This window comes from Veillonella tobetsuensis (genome assembly GCF_002959935.1).
Taxonomy (GTDB): Bacteria; Bacillota; Negativicutes; order Veillonellales; family Veillonellaceae; genus Veillonella; species Veillonella tobetsuensis.
The window spans coordinates 51,717-69,761 of sequence record NZ_PPDF01000007.1; the positions used below are offsets into that span (position 1 = coordinate 51,717).

Here is an 18,045-nt window from a genome sequence, read left to right on the forward strand (position 1 = left end):
AAAATATATTGTCAATTGGTATATTTATTTCATCTTCCTACTGGGCTGACGGATACGTAGAATTGACTACATGCACAGTAGCACACATCGTGTGATAGCCGACCGTCTGGGCAAGCTTTTGTTCAGATGGTCTTTTTTTATTGCCATCTCATAGCAAATGCTTCTTTATCAATTTTTGATAATCTCACGTGTATGAAAGGAGTTTTTTTATGAGAAATCGTTGGCTTATCGCACTTGCAGCTATTGGACTGCACATATCCATCGGTAGCGTGTATGCATGGAGCGTGCTCACGCGCCCTATCATGGTAGATATGGGATTTACCTTATCACAAACAACCTGGACATTTTCACTAGCCATTCTAATGCTTGGTCTATCTGCAGGTTTTCTTGGATCCTTTGCAGAGAAGATTGGTCCTAAAAAAAGCGGTCTCCTCGCCATGTTATTTTGGGTAGCAGGTCTATTCGGTACAGCCTATGCACTTAGCATCCATAGCCTTACCTTACTATATCTATTCTACGGTATCATTGGCGGTATTGGACTAGGCATCGGCTACATCACACCAGTTTCTACGCTCGTAAAATACTTTCCAAATCGTCCTGGATTTGCTACCGGATTAGCTATAATGGGATTCGGATTTGCCGCCCTTATTGCAGGTCCTCTTATGCAGTACCTTGTGGCTCATGTGGGCTTAGTAAATAATTTCATTATCCTTGGTATCACCTATCTTATAGTTATGAGTGCTTCTTCCCTTTATTTGAAAGCACCTACGCCAAAAGCACCGACACGCTCTAATCAAGATAAATCTACCATGTACGTACATAATCACGGTATGCTAGCTAATGATGCTATGAAAACGTGGCAATTCAGTGCTCTATGGTGGGTCTTCTTTGTTAATATTACCTGCGGTATTGGGCTCCTATCTCTAGCATCTCCAATGGCACAAGAAACCATTAGCATGACACCAGCAGCTGCGGCCTCTCTAGTCGGTATTATTGGCATTTTCAATGGTGGTGGTCGCATTGTATGGTCCACTATCTCTGATTTCCTTGGACGAGCACAAACTTATATATTATTCTTTATCATGGAAATCATTGCCTTCTATTTACTGTCCCAAACCAATAGTGCATTAACATTCCAGATTTTAATACTCCTCATTATCACCTGTTACGGTGGAGGCTTCTCTTGTATGCCAGCATATCTTGCAGACCTTTATGGTATACGTCAACTCTCTACCATTCACGGCCGTATCCTAACAGCTTGGGGCTTAGCCGGCATTGCTGGTCCCATGATTGTATCGTACTTTCATGAAGCCGGATATGGCTATTCCATGGCTTTAGTATGCTTTGCAGGTTTATTTGTATTAAATACAATAATTGCTATAGTCTTAAAAATGTATGGCAAGAGAAACCTTCACACCTGACACCTGCATTTAAACATGAAAAAAGGCCCGACAGTAGTGTAGTGACCCCAAAAAGTTAGACTTTTATTTCCGAGTAACCTAAACTGGTTGCTCGGAATTTTTTATGCTGCAGTAATAGCTAAACGATAGTCAACTGGACTTAGCCAGTTCAATTTTTCCTTAATTCGTTTAGTATTGTAATACATAATATAGTTTTCAATCGCCATTTTTAACTCATCATAACTATGAAAGGTATTGTCATAATACATCTCTTGTTTTAAGATAGCAAAGAAGTTTTCCATTGGTGAATTGTCGAGACAATTACCTCTTCTAGACATACTTTGAAATATGTTATGCACTTTTAAATTATGTTGATACGCTTTCATTTGGTAACCCCAACCACGGTCAGAATGAAATGTCCGTCGATACTTAGCATCGGCAGTCTTTTCAATCGCCTGTTGTTGTGCTGAAAGTATAGACTCAGCCGATGGTGTAGGACTTATACTAAAACTAATAATTTCAAGATTATATAAATCCATAAATGGATCTAAGTATAGTTTTCCAACTTTCAAAGCACCGTTTGCATTTAGTTCATAATACTTAAATTCAGTTGTATCTGTAGTAATTTTTTGATGTGGTTGACTGCAATAGAATCTACGCTTAATGCGATTAGGTGCAATCCGTCCTTTAACGCCTTTATATGAGTTATATTTTCGGCTCTTACGGGAGAATGCTATTACTTGCAGATTGAACTTTTGCATAATTCGTTGCAATCGTTTCTTATTAATAACAATACCTCGTGATCGCAACAAAGGTAACAACCTTCTATATCCATAGTTGGGATGGTTCTTACGAATATCTTCAATAGCTATTCGTATTTGTAGATCTGGATCTACTCGGTCAAAGCGCTGTTGCCAGTACATATATGTTGCTTTTGGAAAACGTAAGGCAGCAAGAATCTCAGTTAGTTTGAATTCTCTTCGGAGACTGCTAATGATTCTTGCTGTTCTTTCATTTTTCGAGCGTCCTCGAGGCGCAATCTCCTCAATTCTTTTAAATAGGCATTCTCTATTTGAGCATAGCGTAATTGTTTTTCCAATTCTAAAATACGAGCTTGCTCTGGTGTTAATTCTTTTTTCTTCTTTTGGTTACGTGATTTAGTATGTGTGGTAATCTTTGCTTTTTCATCTGTTCGACTCATGGTAGGTATTCGTCCTTTCGGTCGCTCGACAAAAGCATTGGTCCCATATTTCATAAAATCCGACTTCCAGCGAGCTATTAATGAAGGATTATTCAGCCCATATTGTAATGCAATTTGCCGATACGATAATTCACTAGTTAAGTATGACTCTACCATAGCTAGCTTAAATTCTGAAGTATATCTTGTATTATTTCGCTTTCGACACAAACCATCTTTACCAAATTCTTTAAATGCACTAATCCAACGACGAACTTGCGATGTAGTCTTTAAACCATATTTCTTAGTTAAATACTCATATCCACCCTCGCCGTTTAGATATGCGGTAACGACTTTTAATTTAAATATAAGGCTATATTTTGCCATAGAAAAACCGACCTCCTTAACGTTAAGATTTTTGGTCTAACATTAAGGGGTCGGTTCATAGAGTCAGACCATTTCTTCAAATACTTTTTCGAGAAGCGAGAGCTGGCGACGAAACCATCTATGACTCACTTTGATATCAATTATATCATAATTAAAACAGGAATTATCTAAGACTGTTTTATATTAACTAATGACTAAAATCCCCTTAATTACTATTTATAAGTAATTAAGGGGATTCATACTTGTAGCGACCATTATTATAGCAGCAAAATGATTGTTTTCTAGCTTAAGCTATTTTAATAGTCATGAAAAAGCCCGACAAAACTTCTTCTTGAGCATTATAACACAAATATATAAACTAAAACCAATCAAAATAATGTAATTTTATGTATTATAACATGCTTATATAACAATAATTTAGTCCATTTGACATACTAAATCTGACTATTAATAAAATTTTGTAGTACTAATTCACTTTCATATATTTGCATTTTAAAATCATCATAATTAGCAGATTTATTAGGAATTTTAAAGCCAAGCTTAATAATATTTACATCATCACGCGCACTAATATTATTTTCATAGGTAGAACCCTTATTCAGATTTAATACAAGGGGTACTTGTCCTTCTGAGTCAGGATAAATATAGAATCCCTGACTTGCATCAAATCTATACATATATGCCAATACTTGCAAATAATCTCGTCCTCTAATATTTTCTATCGGTTTGTACTTTGCATCAACAATTAAACGAGGATCAGTTGATTTACTAATAAAATCAGGATATATTAAGCTTTTTCCATCTGAAAACAATTGTTGTGCACCAAATTTACTCTTATTTTTAGGATGATAAAAGTGAGAACTTAATAATATATTAATATATTCTTCCCATAACCATGCACCATCAAATAAGATACCATAGGAATTTTGTATACCACTACCAATATCATGTTTTTCACTTTTTAAAATTAAAATACATAATCTTTGTAATGCTGAATATTCCCTAAAATAGGCATGTCTAATGGGATTCTTCTTATTCTGTTCTATAATCTTTTGCCTATCACAAGCTCTATATGACTGTGTAGCATTTACAATTAACTTAAGTTCTTCTTTTATATCAGAAAGTATTATAGATCCATATGATTTGGATTTAACAAACTCTATTGTATGTCTTATTAATTCCATCAACATATTGTCATATGAAAATAATCGTTGACTATAAGCAATGTTACCTATGAACGGAGTATTCTTAATTAGATGTCTAGGAATATCAATCTTCCCTTTTATATTCGTATCATTATATTGCTTATGTATATATTGCTTATAAAGACCTTTTCGTATTGCATTTTCAAGATATTTTGGAAATATAAACAATAAGAAATTTAATAACCTTTTATCACTACTCGTATCTGCATCTAGACTAACTATATTAGGAATGTTTAATACACGCTCAAGTAAATAAGATAAGAAATAATCTTCCTTATCATTACAAAACCGTGATTGTATAATCAATCTTTCTTTTCCACATCCAATAAATCCCATTACATTTCCTGTACGATATTTTCCATTAAACTCTTGTAATATCATCTGATCACGAGTTAAATCCTCTACTTTTTTTATTGATTCAGGAAATATGAAAAGCCCTTCCGCATCAAGTTGACTTAAAGACTTATTTAAAATATTGCTAATTATACATTGAGTACAAGAAAATCTCGAAGTTATATATGTTGTATTATCTTTAACTTTAGGAATTTTCATTATTAAGACCCTTCTATGGTTCTATATAACCATATGCAGTAGCAAATTTTTTCATTTTACCTTCTTCATCATATAGTCCCTGAACATATTCTTGTAATAAAGGTCGTAAACAATCCGTCCAGAGTTCATCAAATGTTAAATTTTTCAACTTTAGAAAGTAAGAAGCACCAATTTGATAATTTTCATTTAAATCTTCAATCTCTAAAATGGCTTCATTCAACGCAGTCATCCTATTGATAGCTTCCTCTGGCAATAATTCATTAGCAGCATCATCAAGACGATTACTCCTTAACCCCTCTAACATACCTGATGTAGCATCTGCTTTTATTTCTATAAATCTAAATCGTCTACGCATCGCAAAATCAAAACTATCTACAGAACGATCTATATCATTCATTGTCCCGATAATATATAAGTTTTCTGGTATATAAAATTTCTCATTTCCCACCTGTAAATTGGAATATTGTGTAGCAATTTCACCTGATTTACCACGATATCCGGGGTCAATAGAATAGAAAAGTTCACCAAATATTTTAGAAATCTCACCACGATTTATTTCATCAATAATAAAAATATATTTCTTTAAAGGTTCTGTCTCTACTGATGATTGTCTAGTACGAATTTTACTAGATTGAATTACTTTAAGAATAACAAATTCATATGAATAAGCTTGTGATGCAAATTGTTTATTAAAAAAATTAGTAATATCTTTAACTCTATTAAATGTTAGACCAGACTCTAGCATTTGCTTGATTTCACTTACACTCAATACTAATTTATTAACTACATCATTTCCAGGAATAGTAATATGAATAAAATTATCATCAATACTTGAAACATAGAAACTATTTCCAGTTAATGTCTTAAATTCATCAACACCTAACTCTATATTATCAAAGAAATTTTTCATTGATTCTTGAACAGAAGTTTCTTTTTCTACTATCTCTTTAGGCTTTTGAGAATTCTCATAATTTCGTCTTGCACGTGAAACAAAGCTTTTAAAAATACCATCTTTCAATTCAAATCCCATAGAGCCATCATCATTGATCTTTGGACGTAACCCCTCAACAAAATCTGAATAATCATAACTTGGATGGAACTGAACGAATTCAACCTGTTTTTTTTGTTCATCATTTAGAGACTCATATTTATCAAAATAACCCTCACTGATAATATCAGTTGCAATCTGTTTAGCTAAATAAGATTTTCCTGTCCCTGGTGCCCCCCTAAAAATGATATTTTTTGATTCAATTAACATACGAGAATGCTCGTTTCCATATTCCTTTACAGGCTTAACTAATTCCTCTTGAATCGTAGCTTCACTTGCCTCATCTTCACTTTCTTTTATATCTTTCTCTCTATAAGTAAGAATAAATTTATCACCAGGCTCACCAAAACGCTTTAGACATTCTTGAACAAAATTTAATGTAGAGAAGAGATTCCAACAATAAATCACCAATAATTTATCATCATCATAAAAATACTTTAAGTATTCAATAGTATTTCTATACTTCTTAAAATCTTCAACACTACGATAAATACCATATCTCAAATCACTATCTGGAGTATATCTACATATAGGAAATGTTTCTTTCTCTTCTTCAGATAGATTAATAATTTGTTGTTCAAAAATTTGAAGAGCCAATCTAGGCATTGTTTGATTAGAATTCTTTCTTTCACCTTTATTATATTTACGAGTTATAATATCTCCATTTGATTTTTCGAATTTCACATCAAGAGTCTTATAATTATCCCCAAGACTTAAATTATTAATATCAAAACGTTCATCTGTCGACACTGCATTATCCGCAGTAATAGTTAGTACAAATTTTTCTTGCTTTACAGCGTTATTCACTATTAAATCCCCTTTTCATATAACTTGCTATGGAATATATGATTTACTTTTTCGCCCTTCATTCATCATATATTCATTTTATATCAAATATTGGAATAAATACATAGTAAATAACTACTTTTAGATAGTATGAATTTACTTGGGAACAGCGTAAGTTGTCAGAGGTAACTACTTGTTTTGATAATTTAAGAGTACCAGTCACAGCATCAGATAGGGTACCTGGTAAAATACCGTATTATGGAGCAAATGGTATACAAGATTATGTATCAGGATATACACATTCTGGTGAATTTGTCTTAATTGCAGAAGATGGTGCCAATGATTTAAATGACTATCCTATTCAATATGTAAATGGAGCGATTTGGGTAAATAACCATGCACATGTAATAGCTGGTTATAAGGAAAAACTAGAAAATAAATTTTTATCTTATTCATTAAAAACTGTAAAAATGAGTACTTTTATTGTTGGTAGTGGAAGATCAAAACTTAATTTGAAAGCATTGTTAGAAATACCTATATCAATGCCTAATCATGATGAACAGTGTTGTATAGGAAAATTTATAGAGACTATAGATAAAACTATTACCCTTCATCAGTAAAAGCCATTTCTACAAAATAAATCTCAAGCTAATCCAGCCATCGACCGCATCACCAGATCAATATCTCTATTTTCCATTTCCTGAATTATATGTATATATGTTTTCTGTGTTGTTGTCATACTTGCATGACCAAGTCTTCTTGCTACGCTTGCAATCGACACACCTGCAAAAAGTAATAATGAAGCATGTGTATGTCGTAAACCATGAATCGATATGACTGGTATTCCTAACTTTTTACAATACCGTTCTAATACACCATTAATTGTTGAATTAAAGACACGACCATTCACAAATATAGGCTTATCTTCAGGTAAGCCTTTAATTAATTCTGAGAACTTTATAATCGTTTGCCAATCAAGTTGTATTTTTCGTACTGATGATCGATTTTTTGTTGGTAAGAATCCACCAATTCCCTTATAGTCCCAAGTTTTATCTACAATCAATGATTGATGTGAGAAGTCAAAATCTTTTGGAGTTAATGCTAAAGCTTCTGAAAATCTCATTCCAGTTTTTGCTATTATCAATATCAACCAATCCCAATTAATTTCTGACGTCAATTTCAAATTAACTAACAATGTATGTAATTCAAACTGATTCAGATATTTGATTTTCTTAATTCTCGGTGACCTACCTTTTATAATAGCCTTTCGTGTTGGATCTCTATCTATTAACCCTTCATCCACGGCATCTAATACAGCTGCTTTTATTTGATGATGAAAGTCCATCGTTGTTTGTCGTTCATGAAACTCCGCATAGTCATTTAATAGTTGTTGATATGATATCCTATTTAATTGTGAAAGCCTAAGTTCAGGGACCAATCTCTTTAGCCATAGTAGCGTTATCTCATATTTTCGCATTGTTACGTCACGAATAGCGCCTTCTTTATATATATGTATCCATTTTTCATAATAAATATAAAATAGTTCGGACTTTTCCTCTATTGTTAACATAGTTTCACCCCATAATTTACGCTGTTCCCATATAGAAATGGCTCTTGCTGATGAAGAGTAATAATACTATCTATTTTTGATAATACATTGGAAATCAGGTGTTGTTCTTGGCCCGAGCTAGGTATCGATATACTTTGCTCAATTAATTCAGTTTTTGTAATCCCTTTTATTGATGTTCCTTGAAGTACTTTGGCATTTTCTTGCATTAATCGATATAGTTGATATGCAAGAAATTTAATATCACTTCTATCAAAATCACTCAAAGACAAAAAATCTTGACTAGTAGTAAAATCTTGATTTATTACTGCAACTTTACCAACACCCACTCTCGTAACTAAAGCAATTGAATCACGAGAGATCAATTTAGCTGCTGAATTCTTTAACGCATTATTGTTAATAAATTTATTTATATTAACATGTGCAATATCACCTTCAACTAAATCTGATGACTGTATCCAAGGTATATTACCACTCCAATATTCAGGATTAGCTGTTTTAGGAGTTCCTCCACCAGTTTTAATTTTGGCAATATCATCTAGCTTACGCTGTTCCCAAGAAAACAAAAAGCCGTATTAAACACCATATTATGTCTAATACGACTTAAAGTAAACGTTCTTGACCATATATGGACAAAACTTCGGGTATTCTATTGTTTACAATTATAAATTAAAATTTTATCTTACTATTTCAACTCATCTCTCAAAGGAATAATATCTTCAAATAAACATTTTCCCCATGCTTCAATCATATGTTGTGGATATGAAAAGGGATCTGCATCTGGATGTTGTTGCACATAGGTAGGGTAATCTATACTATCTATTATTCGTTTCTTATTATAAATATCCTCCCCAACGGAAGATTGATTAACAGAGATTACTAATTCATCGATACTAACACACCACATATTAGAAAAATTCTCTACTACAGAATCATACTTATCAGTAAAATAGTCTCGTTTAAGCTGTAAAAAATTACTATCCTTTTTAATAACCTGTGCATCTATATCATCAAGTATCTGTTTATATATCTCACGAACTAACGCACTCTTATTTAACTTGGTAAGTGCATTCTCTATTTTTACACGAGTATCCTGACTATTAGGCTCATACTCCTTCAATAAAGCATCTATATAACTTTTATCAACAGTATAAGTCTGTACGGTGCTAGAATCAAAAAAGTCTATAAGTTCAATACCGGGGTCATTTTTATCATCAGGACTTAATGATGCTTTTATTGTATTATAAAGCCCAATATTATCTTCTATAATTGCTATCTTCTTAGCAAATTTTCCTGATTTATCAGAATCAAATTCTATATTAAATTCATCATATGAAGCAATCGCTCTATATGCTTTATTTAAATCTTGAAAGCATTTTACAAAATTAATACGATCTGATTTTGGCGCATGTTCTGTAATTGGATTATTCACATTAATTGCATCCAGCTTTATTAAAGCATTATATGCAGCATTAAACTTCTTTTTAGATTCTTCATAAGTTGGATAAATCAAACTATCATTATTATTGGCTTGCGAATACAATCGTGTTGCTGCAAAAACATGTTCTTTCATTGTTGCAGGCTTTCTAAAAGTTGTAATAAGCCCTTTCTCTTTACCTTTATAGGTTCGGTTAGTTCTAGAAAATGCTTGTATTAAACCAGCATATTGTAAATTACGATCTACAAACAATGTTTGACATCTAGGTGCATCGAACCCTGTAAGTAATCGATCAACGACAATAACTAAATCTAAATGATTACCAAACTCTTTGAACTCACCCTTCTTACGTGCTAAACGATTATTAATATCTCCATTATAACGTTCTATACTTTCAACACTCCAAGACGTCCCATACATTAGATTATATTCATCAATAATCCCTTGCATTTCAGACTGTTTTAATGCCGCACCTTTTGTATTTTCTTCTAATGAATAAGTAATAGCTACACGAGGAAAATCTGGGTCATTCATAACCGCCCCTTGTCGCAATGGGTGATGCGGAAATTGTGTTTCTAACCAATTTTTATCAGCTGTAAATTTCTTAATAGCCTTATAATAACGTTTTGCCATATCGATGGAACTAGTTGTCAAAATAGCAGACATGGTAGGCTTACCATCTTTAAAGACAAATTTCCTATATGCATTGTTGGGGCTTAAAATTTTACGAATTACAGATTGAATGTGATCATCAGACTCATAGTGTGCACTTTGTAAATATTTTTCTTTGTCAATATCCTTCATGGATTCAACCGTAGACACTAATTCCTCATCAGTATAATTAAGATTCTTTTCTTCTGAGCGCATTGCTCGATACACTACATTCGCAAGCTCATCCTTATGTATAGTTGATTCATGCTCTACTTGAAATCCTAATACGGAGCCATCTTCTAATGCATTTTTTATCGTATATCGATGTAATACTTCACCATACTGATCGTGTGTAGTACGTGCATATTGTCCATCAGAACTCTTTTTATTCTCTTCAAAAATAGGTGTACCGGTAAATCCAAACCATGTCGATTTTGGAAATACTTTTTTTATATCATCCATATTTTGAGCACTAATAGCTCTATGACATTCATCAACAATAAATACGATATGTTTTCCTCTAAGGTTAGCTAATTTACCTCGTTCTTTTTCTTTTAAAGACTCAATAGCTTTATTTAATTTTTGACGTGTAGTCACAATTACAACGTTGGAGCTTGAATCCAATTTAAGAGCTCTAGAAAGAGCTTTGGTATTCCCTGTTCCCACTATAAGTGTATTATCATTAGTATTTATACCTGTTGAATAAGCAGATGCAAACTTAGTAAACTCCGATGTTGTTTGATTATCTAAATCTTTTCTATCTAGCAACATAATAGTTCTATCTATACCACTTCTTTGGGCAAGTAGCTTTGTAGATACAAAACTTGTTATAGTCTTACCTGAACCAGTTGCATGCCAAATATACCCAGACTGATGTTTACTTGCAGCCTCAAAAATAGCTTCTATAGCATGAATTTGGTATGGATGTAAAACCATTAATACTTTACTACTTTGTTCTTCACTAAGAATCATATATTCAGATACTAGTTCATGAGCTCTTGGGATATTCAATACTTGCTTTGCAAATTCATTAATGTTCTCAACTCTTGTATTATCTCGAGTTCGCCAAGCGAACATATACTTCTCTTGTAACTCACCTTTTGGCGCAGCAGCCATATATCGAGTCGTTTGTTCATTAGACATAACATATAACTGTAACGTTTGGAATATAGTGTTTGAAAAGGTTCCTTCATCAATATATTTTTCTATTTGATAATAAGCTTGCTTAATCCCATCCTTAGCAATTGCTGTTTTTAATTCTATTTGAATAATCGGCAATCCACTTATCAATAAAGTAACATCAAAACGACGATTACGTTCTTCTAAGTTAGATTTATTTTTTGCAATTTGGTGTACTACCTCATAAGAAGAAAAACCGCCATTTTTCTCATTACTAGAATAAATAACTAATTCTATACGACCTAATCCATTATCTCTTTCAAGAATAATAGAACATTTTCCCATTTCACCACGCAACCATTTTGCTGCTTCAAAAGGCGTTTTCGTCTTTGCCAATATTTCTGATTGAACTCTCTCAAACTCACTATCAGTTAACGCATTATCATTAAGTTCACTTTTGTTCCGAATCTCAATAATATTACGTAAATTATTCCACAAATCTTCTTCTGTTTTTAAATCAGGGCGAAAAGTCCATTGTCCATGTCGTGCACAAAGTAAATCAATAAGATTTTGTTCTAGCTGCGCTTCTTTTGTATTATTTAATTTCCCCATATATCTATTCCTGTCATTCTATACAAACATTTTTTGAAACAAGCCTTTTTTCACTTCTTGTAATCTTTCTAACTTACGCTGATGAAGGGTAATAATAGAATTAACATTATTAAGTAGCATACTAATTTTAGTTTGTTCTTCTATAGACGGAATATCTATAATTAAATCTTTAATATCATTTGAATTAATTGATTCAAATGTCGACCCAGAACTAAGAGATACCCAATAGCGATTATTTTGTAGTTTTTGTAAAAACTGATATATATAATTGTTACCTTTAATCCCAGCAACACCACGACCAAGTACAACCTTATAATCAGTTTTAGCCACATCCCCTACTGGTGCACGAACAGTTAATATTATTCCATCTTTATCAATGGTTTTTGTAATCTCTTTAGTCCATAATCTAGGTACTACTTTTCCATCTTTTAAATCAGCATTTCCTTGAACTAAAATATTATCATTCGGATTATCTGTATAATTTTTAGAAGATGGAGATTGTCCCATTACAATCTCTGTAATATCAGACAACTTACGCTGTTCCCAAGCATCAGTAAAACCTTTAAATCTAATTTCAGGAATATGTTTTCCATTTTTAGGAAATAATTTTTGTAATAAAGCTTTTTTCGTTAATTTTAGCTTTTCAAGCTTACACTGATGAAGGGTAATATTTTTACTTAATATGCTTAATAGAGTTCCTATTTTCTTCTGTTCTTCAATATTAGGAACTAAAAGTTCCTGATTTAAGAAATGATTATGATCCAATTTATTTGATGAATTTCCTGATGAGGTAATAGATTTTGCAAATATAGGAGCCATCACTCGTTCACGTTGAATCGCATATTTCCAAAAATCCAAGTCATATTCAGTAATAGGTCTATAAATGGGAAATAGCTCTGAAATGATACCTGTACCTATATCATTCAATACAAATCGACCAAATTTAAATTCGTTATTTGGATGACCTTCAAAAGCTATATCGCCTTTTTTCATCACATAGGTGCGAGTATCTAAATTATTTGATTGTACCTTATCGGGATCCTGAAAATACATCTTTGCAACAGAAATCCATTTATCTCGCCCTAAAGTTCCATCATTACGGTCATTTACACGTTTATATAAATCCCCTAACTTACGCTGTTCCCAATCTTCAGTAAATCCTTTAAATCGTATTCTCGGTTTATTTCCCATGATTGAACACCTCGAGTACACCATTTAACCAGTCTTTATCTTCATCAGCACAGTCTAATTGAAGAAGCATATCATAAATTTCTTTTTCTAATTTTGCTTCTTCTTCATTAATAGATTTCATCTCTTTACCAAGTGCAACCATGTCAATAGGAGCTTCTTCTACGAATGTATCAACATAGCGTGGGATATTTAAGTTAAAATCATTATCTTTAATTTCATCAAACGATGCCAAATAAGAATATTTTTCTATACTTTTACGATTTTTATAAGTATCAACAATACGTTTAATGTGCTCTGGTTCCAATTTATTCTGATTTTTGAATTTTGTAAAATCATTGCTTGCATCAATGAATAATACATCACGTCCTGGGCGATTCTTTTTAAGAATAATTACTGTTGTCGGTATTGATGTACCAAAGAATAAATTAGCTGGCATACCAATAACAGCATAAATACTGCCATCTTCTAATAACTTTTTACGAATTGTGCCTTCTGCAGCCCCTCTAAATAACACACCATGTGGTAAAACAATTGCCATAGTACCTGATGTTTTTAAGTGATAAAATCCATGTAAAAGGAATGCAAAATCGGCTTTGGACTTAGGTGCTAACTTACCATAACGATTAAATCTTGCATCATCCATAAATGTTGGATCAGCAGACCACTTTGCGGAATATGGTGGATTCATAACTACTGAATCAAACATGTACGGTTCATCAACCGGCCAGTCTTTATTTAAAGTATCGCCATTATGTAAATTTTGATCATCCGAATTTACTTCATGCAAAATTAAATTCATACGTGCCAAATTGTAAGTTGTTACATTAAGTTCTTGACCATGGTATTGCACACGATCTGGGTTCTTCAGATACTTTCGCACATTCAACATTAATGAACCAGACCCCATTGTTGGATCATATACAGTAAATGCAGGTGTACTCTCTTGTCCTATTGTTACAATTTGAGCCATCATATCTGATACTTGTTGTGGTGTATAAAATTCACCTGCTTTTTTACCAGAGCCAGCCGCAAATTCACCTATTAAATACTCGTAAGCGTCACCGATAACATCACCATCATGACCTAATACATCAATATCATCAAGTTTCTTAATAACATCACTAATTGTGATATTGCGTTGATTTGCATCAACACCTAATTGTTTAGAATCTAAATCTATATCATCAAATAGCCCTTCAAACTGTGTATATGCTGTTTCTAGGCGCACAAAAGCATTTTTTAAATGTACTAATTCAAAAGAATTATTTTTAACAGAATTTGCTAATTCACTAAATAGATATTGAGGCTCAATATGATAACCTAATGTATCTGACATAGTTGCAATAAAAAATTCTTTACTTTTATCATTTAAAATGTAAGATTTATATAATTCTGTTTGCTTATCTAAAGTATTGTACTCATCAAGAGATTTATAGGCTTTTACCACTGTTGCTTCAAGTAGTTTATCTGACAAATATTTATAAAATATTAATCCTAATAAATAATCTTTATATTGATCAGCACTCATTTTGCCACGCAAACTATCTGCAGCACTAAATAATTTTTGATTTAATTCCGCCCCCATGATATCTCCTATATATTCATAATTTATTCATACTAATTAAGTTAATTTTACTATAAAAATAGCCACATATAAACACTTTACTACAGTAATAGTGAAATATGTGGCAAAAATAAAACATCTTCAAAATCAGATATTACCATATTCAATTGACGTTAAATTACTATATTACAATATACCAATATATTCCATAAATGGCACTCAATATAGATAGCGCACATAAGACTTCATCTATATATTCTGGCAATAACTTAATACGATATATATCAAGATATCTATATATAACTTTTACAGGAACATTCTTTGTAAACATAGATACAAAATAAAGATAAAACTCACAAGTACTTTCTACTGCTTCTATAAAGGCTAGAATCATAATGACAATAAGTAAATAATACATAAAAACTGGCATACTTATTGTTTGAATGATTAAATAAAAACCTACTGCGTTAATAAGGTTAAATATAAAGATGCCTAGACTAACAAGCGATATAATAACTCTTTTAATTTCAGGTGTGGCATTAGCAAAAACTATAAATCGATTGGACTCAACATAATCTTCCATATCCTCATTAATAGCATCTTCATCATCACTTTTAATTGGCCACCATGTAAAATCAACAGGACCACGGTATAACCGAACTACTAGCCAGAGTATAAAATACAATAATACTAATCCTGTGTAATGTTCCATAATGCAATACCTCCCATGAATCATATATAAATAAAATACCACATCATACGGGACAAAAAATTCCTATATGATGTGGTATTATTTTCTTTACGATCTACTCTATCACTATATATTCAATGTAATACTACTTTTAAGATTCTTCAATTTTGGAAAGCCATATTCCTCCAACGCATGTAAAATCTTTTGAATAGTCTCTTTGATAGTATCTTTAGAAATAGGTATAGAAATTACGATATATATGATTCCATCAGCTTTTGCAGGATAAATGCTTACAACACAATCATGACTATGTATGATACGAAGCAGATATACATCATAAGTAGACTCAACATAAAAATCAAACTCCTGATTTTCATGTATTACATCAGGTATGTCGTGAACTGGTGCTACAGTACAATCAGATATCTGAAAAGAATCTTCATCAAAATGTACTCTACAATTACGCTTTCGTTTCATCCGTTCAAATCGTTCATCTATCATGTTTCACCACATCACTAATTAGTCGTCCTAAATCAATAGCATTTTTAGATGTAATAACAGGTTTACCAGTTCTAGCTTCAATCGATTTACGTGCATCACCAGCAATAGAACCACCATCTTGAGCAACTTGTTTATTCTCGTCTAATCCTTGAGGATTAGTTGCCTCCGCAATATCCTTTGTAGCCGTTTCGGCTAACATATTTAAGATAAGTTCTGTAGATATCTTTTTTAGCATATCCTTCTAAGGCTCTATCTATAGTTAGCTCTGGGTCAATTATTTCATCAATACGTTCTTTATCAACTTCTGCTAACCACATTTTAAAAGGTTCTGCCTTAGGCGATGGAACAGATTGTATGATACGGAAAATACCTTGCATATCGGCAACATCTGTTAATCGCATTTTACCATCTGGAGCTTTCAATTTTAACTGTCGACAAATTGTCGACAGTTCACTTCGTTCCTCATCTGACATACGTTTTTTCACTCGATACCAATAATCACGTGGATTATTGCTTTCAGTCAAAGAACCTATAACATCGACTACACTAAAATACCACTCTTCCCTTTCATTATCCCACACAGAACGAATTTGACTACCTTCAAACATCTTTACATCATCATTCATACATCTTCCTCCTCTCTTTAAAAGACAAATATATGTTCTGTATTATTGCCTATAGTATACGCCTTTTAGCATAAGAAATAAAGATATTTTTAGCTTCCCTTACATTATCATATTTCGTTTGACTTATAGTTTGACTTATAGTAGTATAATATAAGTATGAAAACTAGGAGATGATTACTATGAAATTTACTAAACGTATACTCGTCATGACTACCCTAGCCGTGACTGCTGTAGTGTCCACAGGATTTGCTTACGATTATGTATGCAATAATTCTCAGTACAATTGCAATACTAGCACGCAATACAACTGCAATAACAATGCTAACTATGCACCATGTAACAATAACAACCAAAACTATTGCGGTCCAAATTCTAATACTAGAGGATGCGGCGGATATAGAAGATAAGATATTAGACATGACAGAAGCCTATAGTACGATTTTCGTGCTATAGGCTTTATGTTTTAATTTAGATAAAACGCCTAACGTATAAAAGCATTCGCAGTGCTTACACGTTAGGCGCATTTTAATGTATAACTAGTCCCGCTATCCCCCACATCACGGCCATAACGCCAAATATAAATCCCCATATACTAAGGAATAAATGGACCATAGAATAATGTGGATAGACTCTAATAGAATACGACCTATAATCATCATCACTACTAATTAAATAGCGACGAATCGTACCAAATATCTTTGCTATCCGACTAGGCTTATCGTTAAATAATAGCTGATACGTCCCCGGCTCAGCATGAAATGTATAGAGCTCGAGTCGTACGTCGATTACTTTAGCCACACTAACGGGTATCAAGTTAGCTCTTAATGGGACTTCCTTTTCCGTTTCACAGTTAATAAGCTGTAGTCCAAATAGCCCTAACGGAGCTTTTTTAAACCGATTACCATTAAGCCATATACCATAGCGACCAGCTGTTTGTATAGTAAATATCCCTTTGTCTGTTCTATAAGGCATATCATGTATGGCCGTTACCGTATACACTTTCACAGTATGCTTAATGCTCAGTACGAGTAACAACAGTCCTAGGGGAATCATCAGTCCGAAAACAAACAATATAACGCCACCTTTATTACGAGTTCATGCGGTTAAAGTATTCAATAGATTGCGGTGTAAATCCAATATAGGTTGTTCCATTAGAATAACCTCCCCATTGCAAGGTATGTACCTCACACTAGAGAGCCTAATGACATTATTTATTTATATACCTATTAATCAGCAAAGTGTGTATGTTTAACGCGCCAATGTGTCATTTTATTAAATAACCAGAAGCCATAGATGCCAAAAGTAATGAATGTTAACAGTAACCATTTAATATAATTGCCGAATAGTTGTGAACCCGTTCCATCAAAACGTAGACGTCTGCCATCGATAATGGTATTGCGGCAAACCCAACTTTGGAACATCACTTCCACCCAAGGGAATGCTAATCCAAACGTAAATATAGTTACTAAAGATGCTAAAATGCTATAACCGATATACTCAATTACAGATCCTTCAAATCTTGATTCCATA

At 32.7% G+C, this 18,045-nt stretch carries 15 protein-coding genes, 1 pseudogene and 1 riboswitch; of the genes and pseudogenes, 2 read left to right on the forward strand and 14 right to left on the reverse strand.

The features are described 5' to 3' along the window. Window positions 1–31 precede the first annotated feature (31 nt). A riboswitch (ZMP/ZTP riboswitch) is annotated at window positions 32–119 on the forward strand. Between the two features lie 90 nt (window positions 120–209). Continuing rightward, entirely contained in the window at window positions 210–1,421 is a 1,212-nt protein-coding gene (locus tag VTHSUH11_RS02545) for an L-lactate MFS transporter (protein ID WP_105092545.1), read from the forward strand. Between the two features lie 101 nt (window positions 1,422–1,522). Here the strand turns inward: VTHSUH11_RS02545 and VTHSUH11_RS02550 are convergent. The 3 genes from VTHSUH11_RS02550 to VTHSUH11_RS02560 all read right to left on the reverse strand — a co-directional run bounded on the left by VTHSUH11_RS02550 (window position 1,523) and on the right by VTHSUH11_RS02560 (window position 6,576). Continuing rightward, a protein-coding gene (locus VTHSUH11_RS02550; RefSeq protein WP_105092186.1) for an IS3 family transposase occupies window positions 1,523–2,964 on the reverse strand; the annotation gives its coding sequence in 2 pieces (ribosomal slippage) (window positions 1,523–2,376 and window positions 2,376–2,964; 1,443 coding nt in all). Window positions 2,965–3,398: 434 nt separating this feature from the next. Next, a complete protein-coding gene (locus VTHSUH11_RS02555) occupies window positions 3,399–4,721 on the reverse strand; it encodes a 5-methylcytosine restriction system specificity protein McrC (RefSeq protein ID WP_105092546.1) in 1,323 nt (440 codons plus the stop codon). A gap of 13 nt (window positions 4,722–4,734) precedes the next feature. Next, complete coding sequence (locus VTHSUH11_RS02560) at window positions 4,735–6,576, reverse strand: McrB family protein (protein WP_105092547.1); 1,842 nt, start codon at window positions 6,574–6,576, stop codon at window positions 4,735–4,737. A gap of 149 nt (window positions 6,577–6,725) precedes the next feature. Here VTHSUH11_RS02560 and VTHSUH11_RS02565 point away from each other — a divergent pair. Further along, window positions 6,726–7,175: pseudogene (locus VTHSUH11_RS02565) on the forward strand (restriction endonuclease subunit S); the annotation flags it as partial. Window positions 7,176–7,198: 23 nt separating this feature from the next. Here VTHSUH11_RS02565 and VTHSUH11_RS02570 read toward each other — a convergent pair. The 11 genes from VTHSUH11_RS02570 to VTHSUH11_RS02620 all read right to left on the reverse strand — a co-directional run bounded on the left by VTHSUH11_RS02570 (window position 7,199) and on the right by VTHSUH11_RS02620 (window position 18,044). Continuing rightward, window positions 7,199–8,125: a site-specific integrase gene (locus tag VTHSUH11_RS02570; RefSeq protein ID WP_105092549.1), complete on the reverse strand. Its 927-nt coding sequence runs from the start codon at window positions 8,123–8,125 to the stop codon at window positions 7,199–7,201. Next, window positions 8,119–8,688, reverse strand: coding sequence for a restriction endonuclease subunit S (locus VTHSUH11_RS02575; protein ID WP_105092550.1), 570 nt, complete (start codon window positions 8,686–8,688; stop codon window positions 8,119–8,121). Before VTHSUH11_RS02575 ends, VTHSUH11_RS02570 begins: the two co-directional genes overlap by 7 nt. A gap of 119 nt (window positions 8,689–8,807) precedes the next feature. Beyond that, entirely contained in the window at window positions 8,808–11,942 is a 3,135-nt protein-coding gene (locus tag VTHSUH11_RS02580; RefSeq protein ID WP_105092551.1) for a type I restriction endonuclease subunit R, read from the reverse strand. An 18-nt stretch (window positions 11,943–11,960) separates the two neighbouring features. Then, window positions 11,961–13,133, reverse strand: coding sequence for a restriction endonuclease subunit S (locus VTHSUH11_RS02585; protein ID WP_105092552.1), 1,173 nt, complete (start codon window positions 13,131–13,133; stop codon window positions 11,961–11,963). Next, on the reverse strand, window positions 13,123–14,718 hold the full coding sequence (locus VTHSUH11_RS02590; RefSeq protein ID WP_105092553.1) for a type I restriction-modification system subunit M: 1,596 nt from the start codon (window positions 14,716–14,718) through the stop codon (window positions 13,123–13,125). Before VTHSUH11_RS02590 ends, VTHSUH11_RS02585 begins: the two co-directional genes overlap by 11 nt. Window positions 14,719–14,878: 160 nt before the next feature. Next, window positions 14,879–15,409 carry a hypothetical protein gene (locus VTHSUH11_RS02595; RefSeq protein ID WP_105092554.1) on the reverse strand — a complete coding sequence of 177 codons (531 nt, stop codon included), beginning with the start codon at window positions 15,407–15,409 and terminating at the stop codon, window positions 14,879–14,881. A 105-nt stretch (window positions 15,410–15,514) separates the two neighbouring features. Then, window positions 15,515–15,889, reverse strand: a complete 375-nt coding sequence (locus tag VTHSUH11_RS02600; RefSeq protein WP_105092555.1) for a hypothetical protein — start codon at window positions 15,887–15,889, stop codon at window positions 15,515–15,517. Continuing rightward, window positions 15,879–16,088: a hypothetical protein gene (locus tag VTHSUH11_RS09625; protein ID WP_244899969.1), complete on the reverse strand. Its 210-nt coding sequence runs from the start codon at window positions 16,086–16,088 to the stop codon at window positions 15,879–15,881. The genes VTHSUH11_RS02600 and VTHSUH11_RS09625 overlap by 11 nt, the downstream gene beginning before the upstream one ends. Then, complete coding sequence (locus tag VTHSUH11_RS02605; RefSeq protein ID WP_244899970.1) at window positions 16,045–16,515, reverse strand: BRO-N domain-containing protein; 471 nt, start codon at window positions 16,513–16,515, stop codon at window positions 16,045–16,047. Before VTHSUH11_RS02605 ends, VTHSUH11_RS09625 begins: the two co-directional genes overlap by 44 nt. A 525-nt stretch (window positions 16,516–17,040) precedes the next feature. Next, window positions 17,041–17,586 carry a hypothetical protein gene (locus tag VTHSUH11_RS02615; RefSeq protein ID WP_105092557.1) on the reverse strand — a complete coding sequence of 182 codons (546 nt, stop codon included), beginning with the start codon at window positions 17,584–17,586 and terminating at the stop codon, window positions 17,041–17,043. 155 nt (window positions 17,587–17,741) lie between these two features. Beyond that, complete coding sequence (locus VTHSUH11_RS02620; protein WP_105092558.1) at window positions 17,742–18,044, reverse strand: DUF6693 family protein; 303 nt, start codon at window positions 18,042–18,044, stop codon at window positions 17,742–17,744. Window position 18,045 lies beyond the last annotated feature (1 nt).

What these genes read in the sequence shown, in the direction of transcription:
- VTHSUH11_RS02545 (WP_105092545.1), top strand. Translation starts at nt 210, where the DNA reads ATGAGAAATCGTTGGCTTATCGCACTTGCAGCTATTGGACTGCACATA.
- VTHSUH11_RS02555 (WP_105092546.1), bottom strand. Translation starts at nt 4,721, where the DNA reads ATGAAAATTCCTAAAGTTAAAGATAATACAACATATATAACTTCGAGA.
- VTHSUH11_RS02570 (WP_105092549.1), bottom strand. Translation starts at nt 8,125, where the DNA reads ATGTTAACAATAGAGGAAAAGTCCGAACTATTTTATATTTATTATGAA.
- VTHSUH11_RS02580 (WP_105092551.1), bottom strand. Translation starts at nt 11,942, where the DNA reads ATGGGGAAATTAAATAATACAAAAGAAGCGCAGCTAGAACAAAATCTT.
- VTHSUH11_RS02585 (WP_105092552.1), bottom strand. Translation starts at nt 13,133, where the DNA reads ATGGGAAATAAACCGAGAATACGATTTAAAGGATTTACTGAAGATTGG.
- VTHSUH11_RS02590 (WP_105092553.1), bottom strand. Translation starts at nt 14,718, where the DNA reads ATGGGGGCGGAATTAAATCAAAAATTATTTAGTGCTGCAGATAGTTTG.
- VTHSUH11_RS02595 (WP_105092554.1), bottom strand. Translation starts at nt 15,409, where the DNA reads ATGGAACATTACACAGGATTAGTATTATTGTATTTTATACTCTGGCTA.
- VTHSUH11_RS02600 (WP_105092555.1), bottom strand. Translation starts at nt 15,889, where the DNA reads ATGATAGATGAACGATTTGAACGGATGAAACGAAAGCGTAATTGTAGA.
- VTHSUH11_RS09625 (WP_244899969.1), bottom strand. Translation starts at nt 16,088, where the DNA reads ATGTTAGCCGAAACGGCTACAAAGGATATTGCGGAGGCAACTAATCCT.
- VTHSUH11_RS02605 (WP_244899970.1), bottom strand. Translation starts at nt 16,515, where the DNA reads ATGAATGATGATGTAAAGATGTTTGAAGGTAGTCAAATTCGTTCTGTG.
- VTHSUH11_RS02620 (WP_105092558.1), bottom strand. Translation starts at nt 18,044, where the DNA reads ATGGAATCAAGATTTGAAGGATCTGTAATTGAGTATATCGGTTATAGC.